The following is a 16,282-nucleotide window of genomic DNA, read 5'->3' on the forward strand; positions in this document are numbered from 1 at the left end:
CGACAGATGACTGAGCGCCAGAAGGACCGGCCGTGGCTCATGCGGACGTACGCCGGTCACTCGACCGCCGAGGCGTCCAACGAGCTGTACCGGCGCAACCTCGCCAAGGGTCAGACCGGCCTCTCGGTCGCGTTCGACCTGCCGACGCAGACCGGGTACGACCCCGACCACATCCTCGCCCGCGGCGAGGTCGGCCGGGTCGGCGTCCCCGTCTCGCACCTCGGCGACATGCGCCGGCTGTTCCAGGACATCCCCCTGGACCAGATGAACACCTCGATGACCATCAACGCCACGGCGATGTGGCTCCTGGCGCTCTACCAGGTGGTCGCCGAGGAGCAGGGCGCGGACGTCACCCGGCTCCAGGGCACCACCCAGAACGACATCGTGAAGGAGTACCTGTCGCGCGGGACGCACGTCTTCCCGCCCGGCCCCTCCCTCCGCCTCACGACGGACATGATCACCTACACGGTGAACAACATCCCCAAGTGGAACCCGATCAACATCTGCAGCTACCACCTGCAGGAGGCCGGGGCCACCCCGGTCCAGGAGATCTCGTACGCGATGTCCACCGCGATCGCCGTGCTCGACGCGGTGTTCGCCTCGGGCCAGGTCCCCGAGGACCGCAGGGGCGAGGTCGTCGCCCGCATCTCCTTCTTCGTGAACGCGGGCGTCCGCTTCATCGAGGAGATGTGCAAGATGCGCGCCTTCGGCCGCATCTGGGACCGGATCACCCGCGAGCGGTACGGCATCGAGAACGAGAAGCAGCGCCGGTTCCGCTACGGCGTGCAGGTCAACTCGCTCGGCCTCACCGAGGCCCAGCCGGAGAACAACGTCCAGCGGATCGTCCTGGAGATGCTGGCCGTCACCCTCTCCAAGGACGCCCGCGCCCGCGCCGTGCAGCTGCCCGCCTGGAACGAGGCCCTCGGCCTGCCCCGGCCGTGGGACCAGCAGTGGTCGCTCCGCATCCAGCAGGTGCTCGCCCACGAGTCCGACCTGCTGGAGTACGAGGACATCTTCGCCGGTTCGCACGTCATCGAGGCCAAGGTCGACTCGCTCGTCGAGGAGTGCCTGGCCGAGATCGCCCGGATCCAGGAGATGGGCGGCGCGATGGCCGCCGTCGAGTCCGGCTACCTCAAGTCGCAGCTCGTCTCCTCGCACGCCGAGCGGCGCGCCCGGATCGAGGCCGGCGACGAGAAGATCATCGGCGTCAACATCTTCGAGGCGACCGAGGAGAACCCCCTCACCGCCGATCTGGACACCGCCATCATGACGGTGGACCCGGCGAACGAGGCGCGCGTGGTCGACGCCCTCCACGAGTGGCGCGACAACCGCGACGAGACCCGCGCCCAGGAATCCCTGGCGACGCTGAAGGCGACGGCTGCCGGTGACGGCAACCTCTTCGCCGCCACCCTGGAGTGCGCGCGTGCGGGCGTCACGACCGGGGAGTGGTCCTGGGCGCTGCGGGACGTCTTCGGCGAGTTCCGCGCCCCCACGGGCGTGTCCTCGGCTCCGGTCGCGGTCACGGCCGAGGCGGGCACCCCGCTTGCCCTGGTGCGGGACAAGGTGGCGCGGACCGCCGAGGAGATGGGCGTCGGGCGGCTCCGGCTGCTCGTCGGGAAGCCGGGCCTGGACGGCCACTCCAACGGGGCCGAGCAGATCGCCGTACGCGCGCGTGACGCCGGTTTCGAGGTGGTCTACCAGGGCATCCGGCTGACGCCCGAGCAGATCGTGAGCGCGGCCCTCGCGGAGGACGTGCACTGCGTGGGCCTGTCGATCCTCTCCGGCTCGCACGCCGAGCTGGTGCCGGACGTGCTCGACCGCCTGCGCGAGGCGGGCGCGAGCGACGTGCCCGTCATCGTCGGCGGGATCATCCCGAACGCCGACGCCGCAGAACTGAAGCGTGCGGGTGTGGCCGCCGTCTTCACGCCGAAGGACTTCGGCATCACGGAGATCATCGGACGTATCGTCGACGAGATCCGGACAGCGAACAAGCTCGATCCCCTGGAGGTCCCCGCATGACCAGCCCCGCGTCCCCCGTGAACCGGCTGCGCCCCCGCCGCTCGTGCCTCGCGGTCCCCGGTTCCAACCCGCGCTTCCTGGAGAAGGCCCAGGGCCTCGCGGCCGACCAGGTCTTCCTGGACCTGGAGGACGCGTGCGCCCCGCTGGCCAAGCCCGAGGCCCGGCACACCATCGTGAAGTTCCTGAACGAGGGCGACTGGACCGGCAAGACCCGCGTCGTCCGCGTCAACGACTGGACGACCCACTGGACCTACCGCGACGTCGTCACGGTCGTCGAGGGCGCCGGCCAGAACCTCGACTGCATCATGCTGCCGAAGGTCCAGGACGCCCAGCAGATCGTGGCGCTCGACCTGCTGCTGACGCAGATCGAGAAGACGATGGGCTTCGAGGTCGGCAAGATCGGCATCGAGGCGCAGATCGAGAACGCGCAGGGCCTGAACAACGTCAACGCGATCGCGCAGGCCTCCCAGCGCGTCGAGACGATCATCTTCGGCCCGGCCGACTTCATGGCCTCCATCAACATGAAGTCGCTGGTCGTGGGCGAGCAGCCGCCCGGCTACCCGGCGGACGCGTACCACCACATCCTGATGAGCATCCTGATGGCCGCCCGCGCCAACAACCTCCAGGCGATCGACGGCCCGTACCTCCAGATCCGCAACCAGGAGGGCTACAAGGCCGTCGCGCAGCGCGCCGCCGCCCTCGGTTTCGACGGCAAGTGGGTGCTGCACCCGGACCAGGTCGCCGCCGCGAACGAGATCTTCTCGCCCTCGCAGGAGGACTACGACCACGCCGAACTGATCCTCGACGCCTACGACTACTACACGTCCGAGGCCGGCGGGAAGAAGGGCTCCGCGATGCTCGGCGACGAGATGATCGACGAGGCCTCGCGCAAGATGGCCCTGGTCATCTCCGGCAAGGGCCGTGCCGCCGGCATGCAGCGCACCGGCAAGTTCGAGATCCCGGAGGCCTGATCCCCATGCAGTTCGGTCGTACCTACGAAGAGTTCGAAGTCGGTGCCGTGTACAAGCACTGGCCCGGGAAGACGGTCACCGAGTACGACGACCACCTCTTCTGCCTGCTGACGATGAACCACCATCCGCTGCACATGGATGTGAACTACGCCGAGAACACGACGGACTTCGGCAAGAACGTCGTCGTGGGCAACTACATCTACTCGCTGCTGCTGGGCATGTCCGTGCCGGACGTCTCCGGCAAGGCCATCGCCAACCTGGAGATCGAGTCGCTGCGGCACGTGGCGCCGACCTTCCACGGCGACACGATCTACGGCGAGACCACGGTCCTCGACAAGACCCCGTCGAGGTCGAAGAACGACCGCGGCATCGTCTACGTCGAGACCAAGGGCTACAAGCAGGACGGCACTCTCGTGTGCGTCTTCCGCCGCAAGGTGATGGTCCCCACCGAGACGTACATCAAGGAGCGCGGCGGCGATCAGCCCGGCCGCCCCGAGCTGATCGAGCCCGCCGAGAAGACGGAGAAGTAGCCATGGCCCGACTCGCCCAGACCGCCGGGCTCACGGACGTCCAGCAGGAGATCCTCAAGACCGTCCGCGAGTTCGTCGACAAGGAGATCATCCCGGTCGCGACCGAGCTGGAGCACCGCGACGAGTACCCCCAGCAGATCGTCGACGGGCTCAAGGAGCTCGGCCTCTTCGGTCTGATGATCCCCGAGGAGTACGGGGGCCTGGGTGAGTCGCTCCTCACCTACGCGCTGTGCGTGGAGGAGATCGCGCGTGGCTGGATGTCGGTCTCCGGCATCATCAACACGCACTTCATCGTGGCGTACATGCTGAAGCAGCACGGCACGCAGGAGCAGAAGGACTACTTCCTCCCGCGGATGGCGGCCGGCGAGACGCGCGGCGCGTTCTCGATGTCGGAGCCGGCGCTCGGCTCGGACGTGTCGGCCATCACGTCGAAGGCGGTGAAGGACGGCGACGAGTACGTCCTGAACGGCCAGAAGATGTGGCTGACCAACGGCGGCACGTCCACGCTGGTCGCCGTTCTCGTCCGAAGTGACGAAGGACACCCGGAGGGCACCGCCCCCCACAAGTCGATGACGACCTTCCTCGTCGAGAAGGAGCCCGGTTTCGGAGAGGTCCGCCCCGGCCTCACCATCCCCGGGAAGATCGACAAGATGGGTTACAAGGGCGTCGACACGACCGAACTCATCATGGACGGACTACGCATTCCGGCCAATCGGGTCCTCGGCGGCGTCACGGGCCGAGGGTTTTACCAAATGATGGACGGCGTCGAGGTCGGCCGCGTCAACGTGGCGGCCCGTGGTTGCGGTGTCGCTCAGCGTGCTTTCGAACTCGGTGTCTCGTATGCCCAGCAACGTCACACTTTCGGCAAGGCGATCGCCCAGCACCAGGCGATTCAGTTCAAGCTGGCCGAGATGGCTACCAAGGTCGAGGCCGCTCATGCGATGATGGTGAACGCAGCACGCAAAAAGGACTCCGGGGAACGAAACGACCTCGAAGCAGGGATGGCGAAGTACCTCGCCTCCGAGTACTGCAAGGAGGTCGTCGAGGATGCCTTCCGCATTCACGGCGGGTACGGGTTCTCCAAGGAGTACGAGATCGAGCGCCTCTACCGGGAGGCGCCGATGCTGCTCATCGGTGAAGGTACCGCCGAGATCCAGAAAATGATCATTGGTCGCCGGCTGCTCGAGGAGTACCGGTTCCAGGGTTGATTGTCGGATTTGGGTCGATTCGGCCGCGAAGAAGATCACACCCTGTGTTCGTCTTCCGGCCGTCGACTCGGTTCCTGGCTTACCCAGTTGCGCCCCGCAACCGATAGCATCGAGGGAAAGCCGCCGTCCCCCGTTGCCAGTGCGGCATCATCCGCTACGAAGGTCATCCATGCCCCACAGCCAAACCTCTGCACACCGCGACAGCCTCCAGGGCGTACGCCTCGCGCGCGGAGCATCGCCGTGGCTTCTGCCGACCGTCGCCACCGCGGCGCTCAGCCTCGTGCGCGCGCGCAAGTCGAGGCGGGCCGCGGCCATCGCCGTGCCGACCACCGCGCTCGCGGCCGGCATGCTGTGGTTCTTCCGCGACCCCGAGCGCGAGATCGCTCAGGGCCGGGTCATCTCCCCCGCCGACGGTGTGGTGCAGAGCATCATGCCGTGGAAGGACGGGCGCACCCGGGTCGCCATCTTCATGAGCCCGCTGAACGTCCACGTCAACCGCGCGCCGCTGGCCGGCACCGTGACGTCCGTGGAGCACGTTCCCGGCGGGTTCGTGCCGGCGTTCAACAAGGAGAGCGAGAACAACGAGCGCGTTGTCTGGCACTTCGACACCGAGCTCGGCGACATCGAGATGGTCCAGATCGCGGGCGCCGTCGCCCGGCGCATCGTGCCCTACATCCCGCAGGGGACGAAGGTCGAGCAGGGTGACCGCATCGGTCTGATCCGCTTCGGCTCGCGCGTCGACATCTACCTCCCCGAGGGTGTCGAGGTCGCCGTCGAGGTCGGCCAGGCCACCACAGCGGGGGTGACTCGCATTGACCGTGATTGATCCCGACACACGGGCCGGGGACTGGGTCGCCGGCACCGACACGGAAGCGGCCGAAGAGGCCGAGGAGATGCCGCTGTCGCTGAGGCTGTCCATAGCGGACGCCCTCACGCTCGGTAACGCCACGTGCGGGTTCATGGCGGTGTACTTCACCACCACGGGCATCCTCATCCCGCACCTGACGGGCAGCACGGAGACCGGCATGGCGCGCAACAGCGCCGCCACCGCCGTCATCCTGATGCTCGCCGCGGCGATCTTCGACCTGTTCGACGGGATCGTGGCGCGCAAGCTCCGCTCGTCCCCGATGGGCGCCGAGCTCGACAACCTCTCGGACCTGATCAGCTTCGGTCTGGCACCGGCCTACTTCGTACTCGTGTACGGCATGGTCACGCCGGGCGCGCAGCAGAAGGTCTCGGCGGTGGCCGCGATCGTGGTGCTGCTCGCGGTGGTGCTGCGGCTGGCCAGGTTCTCCTGCGTGACCATGAAGGACGGCATGTTCCAGGGCATGCCGAGCCCCTTCGGCGCGCTGACGGTCGTCTCGATCGTGCTGCTGGAGCTGCCGTTCATCCCGACGCTCCTGGCGATCATCGGTGTCGCCTGGCTGATGGTGAGCCGGGTCGAGTACCCCAAGCCGCGGGGCATCCTCGCGGTGGCGATGCTCAGCTGGATCGTCGGCGCGATGGGCATGCTGGCGGCCTGGGCCTTCGATGCTCCGGGCGGGCAGTTCCTGCTCCAGACCGGGTGCGCGCTCCAGGTCGTGATGGGCGCCGTGATCCCCCTCTTCGCGACGGCCCGCCGGGTGAACACCTTCCGCGGCAACCGGCGCGAGAGCCGGGAGGCGCGGGCGGCGCAGACGCCGTAGCGCAGGACACGTACAGACGGGAAGGGCCCCGGAGGCGATCGCCTCCGGGGCCCTTCCCGTTCCCCCGGGCTAGCCGAGGCGCTTGTAGTAGAGCGTGGTCGCCCGCAGGACGCCCGCCGGGTCGGCGGCGAAGTCCGGGATCGTGCCGGCGGCCGTCCAGCCCGTGCCCCGGTAGAGACGCTCGGCCGGGCTGTCGGTCTGGGTGTCCAGGACGAGCAGGCCGAGGCCGGTGGCCTCGGCGTGGGCCTCGGCCGTGGCGAGCAGCCGGCGGGCGAGGCCGCGGCCACGGGCCGAGCGGTGCACCAGGAGGCGGGCGATCTCACCGCGGTGTCTGCCGTTGGCGGCGCCGGCCCGGACCAGGGTGACGACGCCCGTGAGGCTCCCGTCGGGCCCGTGGGCCGCCCAGACGTCCCGTACGCCCCGGTCGGCCTCCTCGGCGGCGCCGGTCCACCAGGCGGCCGCCTCGGAGGCCGTGAGGGACGCCAGGAAGCCGACGGAGGCGCCCGAGTCCACGGCGTCGAGGAGCAGCGCGGCGAGGCCGTCGGAGGCGTGTGCGCGGACGGCGTCGGGGGTGAGGCGCTCGATGGCGTCGAACGGCTTCTCCAGGCACAGGAGGTCGGGCCGCTCGTCCCAGGAGGCGACGGTCTCGAAGCCGAGGCTGCGGTAGAGGGCGAGCGGCTCCTCCCGCCAGTTCCACACGGTGAGGCGTACGGCGGGGGCGCCGGAGGCCGCCGCCCGGCGCAGGGCCTCGGACATGAGGGCCCGCGCGAGTCCCTGCCGACGGGCCTCGGGCGCGACCCAGAGCCGCTTGATCTCGGGCGCCCGGTCGCCGTGCGCGGCCTTGAGGACGACGCAGGCGGCCGGGAGGTCGTGGCCGGGCGGGGTGGCGAGCAGGACCGTGTCGGCCGTGAAGGCGGCGGCCGGGTCGTCGACCTCGCCGCGGTATACGTCCGGGAGCCCGGCGACGGCCGCCACGGGCGTGCCCTTCTCGGCCTGGTTCGCCAGGTGGTAGGCCCCCAGCAGGTCGGGGAGACGCGGGTGGGAGCGGTTCTCCACGATCGATGCGTTCATGGGACCGAGCTTCACACCGCGTTGTTTCGTCCGTGTGACGCCCCCGGACGACCCCCTAGGCTGTCGATCATGCGTGTACTCGTCGCGGGCGCCACGGGCGCCGTGGGTCGTCAGATGGTGCCGCTCCTGGAAGGGGCCGGGCACGAGGTCGTGGGCATCTCGCGGCGGGGGCCGCGTCCCGTGGACGTGCTGGACGCCGGGGCCGTGCGCCGGGCGGTGGCCGAGGCGGCGCCGGACGCGGTGGTCCACCAGTTGACGGACCTCGGAGCGGCGGACGGGGCCGCGAACAACCGGATCAGGACCGACGGCACGCGGAACCTGGTGGACGCGGCCCGGGCGGCCGGGGTGCGGCGGATCGTCGCGCAGTCCATCAGCTGGGCGTACGCCCCCGGCGACGGGCCCGCCGACGAGTCCGTACCGCTCGACCCGACGGACGAGCCGCCCAGGTCGCGGATCGTCGCCGGGGTGCGGGCCCTGGAGGAGACGGTCGCCGAGCTCCCCGAGGCGGTCGTGCTGCGGTACGGGATCCTCTACGGCCCCGGCACCTGGTACGCCCCCGGGGGCGCCGTGGCCGCCGCGCTCGCCGGCGACCCGGCGGCCCGGTTCCTCGGGAGCCTGGCCGCCGACGACGCGGTGAGCTCCTTCGTGCACGTCGCCGATGCCGCCGAAGCGGCCGTACAGGCTCTCGCGTGGCCCCCGGGCGCGTACAACGTGGTCGACGACGAGCCCGCGCGCGGCCGTAGCTGGCTGCCGGTCCTCGCGGACGCGCTGGGCGTCCCGGCCCCGGCGCCGGGTACGGGCGGGGCCCCCTGGGCCCGGGGCGCGGTGAACGCCCGGGCCGGGGCCCTGGGATGGGCCCCGGCCCGCCCGTCCTGGCGGACGGGCTTCGGGGGCCGGGGACCGGGGGCGGCCGGTCAGGGGGTGTAGGCCTTCGCGGCGTCCGCGACGAAAGGCTCCCGGACCGTGCGCATGCCGCCGGGGACCTTCTTGTCGGGCTGGATGATGACGGACTCGCGCGACGACGGGGCCTTGGGGTCGCCGAGGTCGTGGCTCATCCCGAAGCCGGCGTCGTAGGACCTCAGGGTCAGGAGCGCCTTGTCGACCCCGTCGCGGGTGAGGTCCTTGCTCGCGCAGGCCTTCTTGAGGGCCTCGCCGAAGACGCTCGCCGCGGTCCAGCCGGCGACGATGCCGTTGTCGAGGGAGTCGCTCGGGTAGGCGGCCCGGTAGTCCGCGACGAGCTTGCGGGCCGTCGGGGTGTCGGCGCCGATGGGCAGGCTCGGGGAGGCGAACCAGTACATCTTCTCCAGGGCGGGTCCGGCCTGGGTGCCGAGGAGCTGCGGTGCGAAGGCGGAGTTGTTGCCGACGACGGGGACCTTCAGGCCGGTGGCGGCGGCGACGCCGACGAGGGAGGCGGCCTGGCGGGGGCCGGCGCTGATGACGACCGCCTTGACCCCGGCCTGCTTGAGCGCCGCGACCTGCGCCGACATGTCGTTGTCGGTGGGCTTGATCTTCTGCTCGACGACGGTCAGGCCGGCCTTCTCCGCCGCGTACTTCGAGCCCTTGAGCGCGTTCTCTCCGTAGTCGCCCTCGAAGTAGACGTGGCCGAGCTTGTCGCCCGGCTTCAGGCCCTTCTCCGTGAGGAGGAAGTCGACGGCGTTGATGGTCTCGACGTCGTAGGTGGCGCCCAGGACGCGGATGTACGGGGAGCCGAGCAGGGAGGCCGACCAGGCCTGCGGGAGGACGAGGCCCTTGTCCTTGACGTCCACCCGGGGCTTGACGGCGGCGACGAACGGCGAGCCGATGAACTGGGTGTAGCCGACGACCTTCGGCTCCAGCTCGGTGTAGGCGGCGAGCGCCTTCTGCGGGTCGTAGCCGTGGTCGCGGACCGTCAGCTCCAGCTGCCTGCCGCAGATCCCGCCGGCGGCGTTGACCTGCTTCACGTACAGCTGCTGGGCCTGGGTGACGCTCTTGCCGAGGGTGGCGTACACGCCGGTCATGTCGGTGAGGGCACCGAGCGAGATGGTCGTGTCGGTGACGCCCTCGCCGGTCTTCACTCCCCCGGCACCGGTCTGCTTGCCGTCGCCGGTCTTCGCCTTGGAGCTGCATCCGGCGGCGGTGAGGGCGACCAGTGCGGCGAGCGCGGCGGCCAGGCCCCGCACGGCCTGTCGTCTGTGGTTCATCGTGTCTCCCCTGAGGGTTCGGTGGTGGTCGGGGTGGGCGTGGGGTTCTCGGGGCTCGTACCGCCGCGGGATCTCCCCGGTCCGCGGGCGGCCAGCCGGGCCAGGCCTCCTGGCAGGAACAGCACCACCGCGACGACGGCGGCGCCGTACAGGTAGCGCGCGGCCTCTCCCGGTGCGATGCCGCCCGTGCCCGGGGCGGAGACCAGCGGAAGCGCGTCGCTGTAGCGGTTGAGGACCTGCGGGAGGAGGGAGACGAAGACGCCGCCGGCGACCGCGCCCGCGACCGAGCCGAGCCCGCCGATGACGATCATGGCGAGGTATTCGAGGGAGAGCGCCATCCCGAAGTACTCCGGGACGGTGCGCTGGAAGACCAGGGCGAGCAGAACGCCGGCGAGACCCGCGTACATGGAGGAGAGGACGAAGACGGCGGCCCGGAGTCGGGCCACCGGGATGCCCATGACCCCGGCGGCGATCCGGTGGTCGCGGATGGCGTTCATCGCGCGCCCGGGGCGCCCGCGCAGGACCCCGCGGGCGAAGAGCACCCCGCCGAGGAGCAGCGCGAGCCCCAGGTACCAGAGCTTCTCCACCGCTCCGAACGGCACCTGGGCGACGAGGAGTTCGGTGTCGTCGAAGGTGAGCCCGAAGAGCGAGAGCGGTGGGACCGCACGGCCGTTGTAGCCGCCCGTCAGGTCGTGGGCGTTGAAGAGGACGTGCTGGCCGATGAAGATCAGCGCGAGGGTGGCGATGCCGAGGTACGCGCCCCGCAGCCGTCCCGCGATGGGGCTGAACACCCCGCCGGCCAGGCCCGAGAGGGCGACGGCGAGGACGGCGGCGAGCCAGCCGGGCAGGCCGAGGCCGGCCAGCCCGTCGGTGCCGTCCCCGGCGAGGGCGCAGTAGCCGTAGGCCCCCACCGCGAGGAAGAAGGCGTGCCCCATGGAGAGCTGTCCGGTCGCCCCGGTCAGCAGGTTGATGCCGATCGCGCCGATCGCGGCGGCCATCGCGAACAGTCCGGCCTGGAGCCAGAACCGGTCCAGGTAGAAGGGCAGGACGAGGAGGACGAGGCAGGCGGCGGCGCCTCCGTACACCGCGGGACTGCCGACCCGCAGGCCGCTCCGGGCGAAGGTCTCAGACACGGGCGAGCTCCTTGGTGCCGAAGAGTCCGGCCGGGCGGATCAGGAGCACCGCGACCATGACGAGGTACGGGGCGAGGTCGCCGATCCCGCGGCCCAGGAACGCGAGGTCGCTCTGGTAGCCGGTGGCGAGGGACTCGGTGATGCCGACCAGCAGGCCGCCGACGAGGGCGCCCGTGGTGGAGTCGAGACCGCCGAGGATGGCGGCCGGGAACGCCTTGAGCGCGGCGAGCGAGGTGGCCCGCTCCAGGCCCGGGGTCGGGAAGACGGTGAGGAAGAGCGCGGCGACGGCCGCGAGGCCGCCGGCGACCGCCCAGGCCCCGATCGAGACCCGGCCGAGCCGGATGCCCATGAGGGCGGCGGTCTCCTGGTTCTCGGCGGCGGCCCGCATGGCGACGCCCCAGGCGGTGTAGCGGAAGGCGAGCAGGAAGGCGGTGATGAGGAGGGCCGCGGCGAGCAGCGCGGCGATCCGGGTCTGGGCCACGGTGACCCCGCCGACGGTGACGACGGCGTCCCCCCAGGGATCGCCCAGGGCGAGGATGTCGGTGCCGATGCGCCGGGTCAGCTCGGTGGCGAGGAGGATGTCGACGCCGATGGTGACGATGGCGAGGACGCTGTGGTCGGCTCCGCGGTGGCGGCGCATCACGAGGAACTCGACGGCTGCGCCGACCACGGCCGCGCCGGCGATGCCGGTGAGCAGGGCGGGCCAGAAGCCGATCTCGTCGTGGAGGACGGCGGTGAGGTAGCCGCCGGCCAGCAGGAGCGAGGCGTGGGCGAAGTTGACCACCTCGGTGGCCCGGAAGATGATCACGAAACCGAGGGCGATGAGGGCGTAGATCGAGCCCAGTGAGACGCCGTTGATCAGGAACTCGGCGAAGGTGCTCACGCGGCGGACTCCTCTCCGAGGTAGGCGCGGACGACGGCCGGGTCGTTCTGGACGTCGCCGGGGGCGCCGTCGGCGATCCGGCGGCCGAAGTCGAGGACGGTGACGGAGTCGGCGAGCCGCATCACCAGGCCCATGTCGTGCTCGACGAGGAGGACCGAGATGCCCAGGCTGTCCCGGACCCCGGCGATGACGGACGCGGTGCGGCGCCGCTCGTCCGCGGTCATCCCGGCGACGGGCTCGTCGAGGAGGAGCAGCCGGGGCTCCATGCAGAGCGCGCGGGCCAGTTCGGCGAGCTTCTGCTGCCCGTACGGGAGGGAGCCCGCCGGGCGCCCGAGCTGCTGCTCCAGGCCGACGAAGGCGGCGATCTCCCGGACCCGGGCGCGGTGGCGCGCCTCCTCGCGGGCCGCCGAGGGGAGGCGGAGACCGGCGGCGAGGAAGCCGGTGCGGGTCAGCCGGTGGCGGCCGAGCATCAGGCTGTCCTCGACGGTGGCGCGGGGCGGCAGGGCCAGGTTCTGGAAGATCCGGCCGACGCCGAGGCCGGCGATCCGGTGCGGGGGCAGGGTGGTCAGCTCGTGCGCGCCGAGGCGGACGGAGCCCTCGGTGGCGCGGTAGACGCCGGAGAGGACGTTGAAGCAGGTGGACTTGCCCGCGCCGTTGGGTCCGATGAGGGCGTGCACGGTGCCGGGCCGGACGGTGAAGCCGACGGCGTCGAGGGCGGTGAGGCCGGCGAAGCGGACGGTGAGGCCGCGGACTTCGAGGGCCGGGACGCCGGGGGCGGCGGCAGCGGACTCGGGCGGCGTCGGGGGCTGCGGGGGCGGCGCGGTCATCGGGACTCCTCCCAGCGGGACAGGACCGGGTGCGCGGCCCGGGCGCGGGCCGCGTCGGCGGCGGCGTCCTCGTCGACCACGCCCAGGTAGCGGCGGCGCACCTCGTCGGAGGCGGCGAGCTCGGCGGCCGGGCCGGAGAGGGTGACCTCGCCGACCTCCAGGACGTACGCGCGGGAGGCCAGCCGGAGGGCGAGCGCGGCGTTCTGCTCGACGAGCAGAACGGCCGTCCCCTGGGCGTTGATCTCCCGGACCGCGTCCGCGATCCGGGCCGCCATCAGCGGGGCGAGCCCGAGCGAGGGCTCGTCGAGCAGCAGCAGGCCGGGCGCGGCCATCAGGGCGCGGCCGACGGCCAGCATCTGCTGCTCGCCGCCGGAGAGCAGCCCCGCGGGCTGCCGGGCGCGCTCCGCCAGGACCGGGAAGAGCTCGTGGACCCGGCGGAGGGAGGCCGTCCGCGCCGGCCGTCCGCCCCGGCTGCCGAGCGCCCCGGCGCGCAGGTTGTCCTCGACCGACATCCGGGCGAAGACCTGACGGCCCTCGGGCACCTGGGAGACGCCGGCCGCGACGACGCGGTCGGGCGGCAGGCCGTCGAGCGGCCGGCCGTCGCGGCTCACCGTGCCGGAGACCACGGCGCCGCCGTGGAACCGGAGGGTGCGCGAGACCGCCCGCAGCAGGGTCGACTTGCCGGCTCCGTTGGCTCCGAGAACGGTGACGACCTCGCCCGCGGGCACGGTCAGCGACACCCGTCGCAGCGCGTGCACCGGCCCGTATCCCGCCGTCAGGTCCGTCACCTCGAGGGCGGGTGCGGTACCTCCCATGGTTCCCCTTTTCCGGTGTTCCCGGCCGTTTCTTGTTACTCGGCCGTTCGATGGCGCTCACCCCAGCACCGCGCCGGACCGCCCGTCCACGGCCCGCGGCCGAATCGCTGCCGGTGACCAGCGGGCGCGCCGAAGGGCTGTGCATGCGCACAACGCTGCGCGTCAGGGCTGTGCGCGGGGGGTCCTGGCGGTGGATCCTCCGGGCATGGGACGGCGCAGACGGCGGACCGGCGACGACTGGAAGGTGCTCGCGCAGGCGTGCACGGCGCTTCTCGAGCGGGTGCCGGAGCTGGTGGACGAGCATCTGAGGGAACTCCACGCGTACGAGCCCGCCTACGGGCGGATCCTCCCGTACGACCAGCACTGGCAGGAGGCGGAGGAGGCGATACGCATCGGGATCGAGATGATCTCGGCACCCCGGAACTCGCCCCGGCGGGACCTGGAGCACGCGGACGCGATGGGCCGGCGGCGGGCCGCGCAGGGCATGCCGCTCGAACTGGTCGTGCACGCCTACCGGCACGCCGGGCATCTGGTCTGGGACGCGCTGATCGAGGGCGCGGGGTCGGACACGGGGCAGCTGGCGGCACTGATGCAGTCGGCGACGACGGTGTGGTCGGCGGTGGACGCGCAGGCGGACACGGCGTCCGAGGCCTACCGGACGACGGAGCTCGAACTGCGCCGCCGCACGGACGAGCAGCTCCAGGCCCTCCTCGACGCCCTCCTCCAGGGCCGGAGCTCGCCCGAGCTGGTGGCGCGGGCGGCGGCCGGCCTGGACCTGCCCGAGCAGGGGCGGTACGCGGTGGTGGTGCTCCGCTACGACCGGCGCGAGGAGCGGGAGCCGTTCCACCGGCAGGTGCAGGGCGAGGGCGTGCGGTTCCTGTGGCGGATGGGCGCGGACGGCGAGCTGGGGGTGGTGGCGCTCGCCGGGGACACCGGTCTCGACGCGCTGTCGGAGCTGCTCGACGGGCGGTGTCCCGGTCCCGGTGGGATCAGTCCGGTGGTGGTGGGCCTGACCGAGCTGGGCCGGGCGCGGCGGCTCGCCGAGCTGGCGCTGCGGACGTGTCCGCCGGGGAGCCGTGAGATCGTCCGGCTCGACCGGCGGATGGCGGGCGCGCTGGTGGTGGGCCAGCCGGAGGTGGCGAGCCTGCTGGTCTCGGACGTGCTGGGCGGCCTGCTCGAACTGGATCCGGCGGACCGGGCGGTGCTTTTGGAGACGCTGGACGCGTGGCTGGAGTGCGAGGGCTCGGCGGGGCGGGCCGCGGGCCGCCTGTACTGCCACCGGAACACGGTCTTCAACCGGTTGCGGCGGCTGGAGCAGCTGACGGCCCGGTCGCTGTCCCGGCCGCGGGACCTCACGGAGATGACGCTGGCGCTGGACGCGTTCCGGTTGACGTCGGCGGGTTAGGGGCGGGGGTGCGGGCGGCCCCCGCCGGGACCGGCGGGCCTGGGGCCTGTCGTCGAGCGCCCGTCGTCGCCCGGAGCGCGGGCCCCGCGGCGTCACGTGCGTGCTCTCGGCGTGCCGGGCACACGTTCTCGTACCGGGCGTACCCGGGCTTGCGCCCGGTACGGCGCGCGTGCAGGGCGTCACGGGGCGGACGGGAGGTCGACGACAGGCCCCAGGCGGGGGCGGCACGGGCACGCGGCACGGGCGGGCCCGCGCGCCCTCGGCGTGGGCCGCCCCCGGTTCGGGCCGCGCCCGTCGCCCGCCCCCGTGCGGGCCGCGGGCACGGAGGCTACTGCAGGAAGTCCTGGGCGATCGTGGCCGAGACCTCCTCCAGGAGCGGGCCCGCGTTCGGCATGGACTTCGCCGGGTCCGGCTCCAGCGCCGTCAGCGGGTACGCCCGGCGGATGCCCGCCTTGCCGAGGGCCTCGCCGGACAGCGCCAGACGGCCGCAGACCGCGACGACCTCCTTGCCCGCCGCGCGCGCCGCGGCCGCGACGCCCGCCGGGGCCTTGCCGTGCAGGGTCTGCTCGTCGAGGGAGCCCTCGCCGGTGATGACCAGGGTGGCGCGCTCCAGGGCGGGCGCGAAGCCGAGGACCTCCAGCATCAGCTCGATGCCGGGCCGGAAGCTCGCGCCGAGGATGAGCGCGCCGTAGCCGATGCCGCCGGCGCCGCCCGCGCCCGGGGCGACGGCCGCCTCGGCCGCCTTCGGGCCGACGGCCTTCTCCAGGACGGTGGCGAAGTGGGCGAGGGCCGCGTCCAGGGTCCGGACGTCCTCGGGCGAGGCGCCCTTCTGGGGGCCGTAGACCGCGGGGGCGCCCTTGGGCCCGGTGAGCGGGTTGTCGACGTCGCTCGCGAGGATGAGGTCCACCGAGGCGAAGCGCGGGTCGAGGCCGGTGAGGTCGGCCGTGGCGAGGTCCGCGAGGGCCGCGCCGCCGGGGCCCACGGGCGCGCCGGACGCGTCGAGGAAGCGGGCGCCGAGGGCGGCGAGCATGCCGGCGCCGCCGTCGGTGGTGGCGCTGCCGCCGACGCCGAAGACGAGGGTGGTCGCGCCGGCGTCGAGCGCCGCGCGGAGCAGTTCGCCGGAGCCGTACGTGGTCGCGGTCAGCGGGGCGAACACGCCGTCCGGGAGGAGCTGGAGACCGGAGGCCTCGGCCATCTCGACGACCGCGGTGGTGTCGCGCAGCGCGAACGCGGCGGTGACCGGTTCGCCGAGCGGACCCGTCACCCGGACCTCGCGGCGTTCGAACCCGGCCGCGACGGCCGCCGCGACGGTGCCGTCGCCGCCGTCCGCGACGGGCAGGGTCTCCACCGTGAGCTCCGGGACGACCCGTCGCAGTCCTGCTGTGACCCGCTCCGCGACCTGCACGGCCGTGAGCGAGCCCTTGAACTTGTCGGCCGCCACGAGCACGTGAGCGACCTGAGTTGCTGCCCCGTCCGTCACCTTGCATCCCTTGCTTTCGAACGTGCAGTCGCGCCGAGCCGACCCTATCCGTACCGCCGGACGGCGTGCCACCCC

General features: G+C 72.3%; 15 protein-coding genes. 8 read left to right on the forward strand and 7 right to left on the reverse strand.

The genetic code is table 11. The features are described 5' to 3' along the window. Positions 1-6: 6 nt before the first annotated feature. The 6 genes from ACF09E_RS10985 (at position 7) to pssA (ending at position 6,413) form a co-directional block, all read left to right on the forward strand. Entirely contained in the window at positions 7-2,019 is a 2,013-nt protein-coding gene (locus ACF09E_RS10985) for a protein meaA (protein ID WP_392204862.1), read from the forward strand. Beyond that, positions 2,016-2,990 (forward strand): HpcH/HpaI aldolase/citrate lyase family protein, encoded by a 975-nt coding sequence (locus tag ACF09E_RS10990; protein WP_392204863.1) that lies wholly within the window; start codon positions 2,016-2,018, stop codon positions 2,988-2,990. Before ACF09E_RS10985 ends, ACF09E_RS10990 begins: the two co-directional genes overlap by 4 nt. 5 nt (positions 2,991-2,995) lie before the next feature. After that, positions 2,996-3,520, forward strand: coding sequence for a MaoC family dehydratase (locus ACF09E_RS10995; RefSeq protein WP_392204865.1), 525 nt, complete (start codon positions 2,996-2,998; stop codon positions 3,518-3,520). 2 nt (positions 3,521-3,522) lie between these two features. Next, the gene (locus tag ACF09E_RS11000; RefSeq protein ID WP_361849648.1) at positions 3,523-4,728 is read left to right on the forward strand and encodes an acyl-CoA dehydrogenase family protein; all 1,206 of its coding nucleotides are present in this window, start codon (positions 3,523-3,525) and stop codon (positions 4,726-4,728) included. A 169-nt stretch (positions 4,729-4,897) separates the two neighbouring features. Next, the gene (locus ACF09E_RS11005; protein ID WP_361849650.1) at positions 4,898-5,554 is read left to right on the forward strand and encodes a phosphatidylserine decarboxylase; all 657 of its coding nucleotides are present in this window, start codon (positions 4,898-4,900) and stop codon (positions 5,552-5,554) included. Beyond that, the gene (gene pssA / locus ACF09E_RS11010; protein WP_392205018.1) at positions 5,547-6,413 is read left to right on the forward strand and encodes a CDP-diacylglycerol--serine O-phosphatidyltransferase; all 867 of its coding nucleotides are present in this window, start codon (positions 5,547-5,549) and stop codon (positions 6,411-6,413) included. Before ACF09E_RS11005 ends, pssA begins: the two co-directional genes overlap by 8 nt. A gap of 69 nt (positions 6,414-6,482) precedes the next feature. Here pssA and ACF09E_RS11015 read toward each other — a convergent pair whose 3' ends face one another. Further along, positions 6,483-7,484 (reverse strand): GNAT family N-acetyltransferase, encoded by a 1,002-nt coding sequence (locus ACF09E_RS11015; protein ID WP_392204866.1) that lies wholly within the window; start codon positions 7,482-7,484, stop codon positions 6,483-6,485. A 69-nt stretch (positions 7,485-7,553) separates the two neighbouring features. On the opposite strand from ACF09E_RS11015, the gene ACF09E_RS11020 reads away from it, so the two are divergent. After that, on the forward strand, positions 7,554-8,411 hold the full coding sequence (locus ACF09E_RS11020) for an NAD-dependent epimerase/dehydratase family protein (RefSeq protein ID WP_392204867.1): 858 nt from the start codon (positions 7,554-7,556) through the stop codon (positions 8,409-8,411). On the opposite strand, the gene ACF09E_RS11025 is transcribed toward ACF09E_RS11020, so the two are convergent. From ACF09E_RS11025 to ACF09E_RS11045, 5 genes are read right to left on the reverse strand one after another with little or no spacing between them, the layout of a single operon-like run. Next, entirely contained in the window at positions 8,399-9,664 is a 1,266-nt protein-coding gene (locus ACF09E_RS11025) for an ABC transporter substrate-binding protein (protein ID WP_392204868.1), read from the reverse strand. The two genes, ACF09E_RS11020 and ACF09E_RS11025, sit on opposite strands and share 13 nt — an antisense overlap. Further along, on the reverse strand, positions 9,661-10,797 hold the full coding sequence (locus ACF09E_RS11030; RefSeq protein WP_392204869.1) for a branched-chain amino acid ABC transporter permease: 1,137 nt from the start codon (positions 10,795-10,797) through the stop codon (positions 9,661-9,663). The genes ACF09E_RS11025 and ACF09E_RS11030 overlap by 4 nt, the downstream gene beginning before the upstream one ends. Then, entirely contained in the window at positions 10,790-11,680 is an 891-nt protein-coding gene (locus ACF09E_RS11035; protein ID WP_148001529.1) for a branched-chain amino acid ABC transporter permease, read from the reverse strand. The genes ACF09E_RS11030 and ACF09E_RS11035 overlap by 8 nt, the downstream gene beginning before the upstream one ends. After that, complete coding sequence (locus ACF09E_RS11040; RefSeq protein WP_392204870.1) at positions 11,677-12,507, reverse strand: ABC transporter ATP-binding protein; 831 nt, start codon at positions 12,505-12,507, stop codon at positions 11,677-11,679. The genes ACF09E_RS11035 and ACF09E_RS11040 overlap by 4 nt, the downstream gene beginning before the upstream one ends. Then, positions 12,504-13,322: an ABC transporter ATP-binding protein gene (locus ACF09E_RS11045; RefSeq protein ID WP_392204871.1), complete on the reverse strand. Its 819-nt coding sequence runs from the start codon at positions 13,320-13,322 to the stop codon at positions 12,504-12,506. Before ACF09E_RS11045 ends, ACF09E_RS11040 begins: the two co-directional genes overlap by 4 nt. A gap of 205 nt (positions 13,323-13,527) precedes the next feature. Here ACF09E_RS11045 and ACF09E_RS11050 point away from each other — a divergent pair, with 205 nt between their 5' ends. Then, the gene (locus ACF09E_RS11050) at positions 13,528-14,727 is read left to right on the forward strand and encodes a PucR family transcriptional regulator (RefSeq protein WP_392204872.1); all 1,200 of its coding nucleotides are present in this window, start codon (positions 13,528-13,530) and stop codon (positions 14,725-14,727) included. A 328-nt stretch (positions 14,728-15,055) separates the two neighbouring features. On the opposite strand, the gene ACF09E_RS11055 is transcribed toward ACF09E_RS11050, so the two are convergent. Continuing rightward, positions 15,056-16,207, reverse strand: a complete 1,152-nt coding sequence (locus ACF09E_RS11055; RefSeq protein ID WP_392204873.1) for a glycerate kinase — start codon at positions 16,205-16,207, stop codon at positions 15,056-15,058. Positions 16,208-16,282: the final 75 nt, after the last annotated feature.

It is taken from the genome of Streptomyces sp. NPDC014891, from assembly GCF_043081085.1.
Classification (GTDB): Bacteria; Actinomycetota; Actinomycetes; order Streptomycetales; family Streptomycetaceae; genus Streptomyces.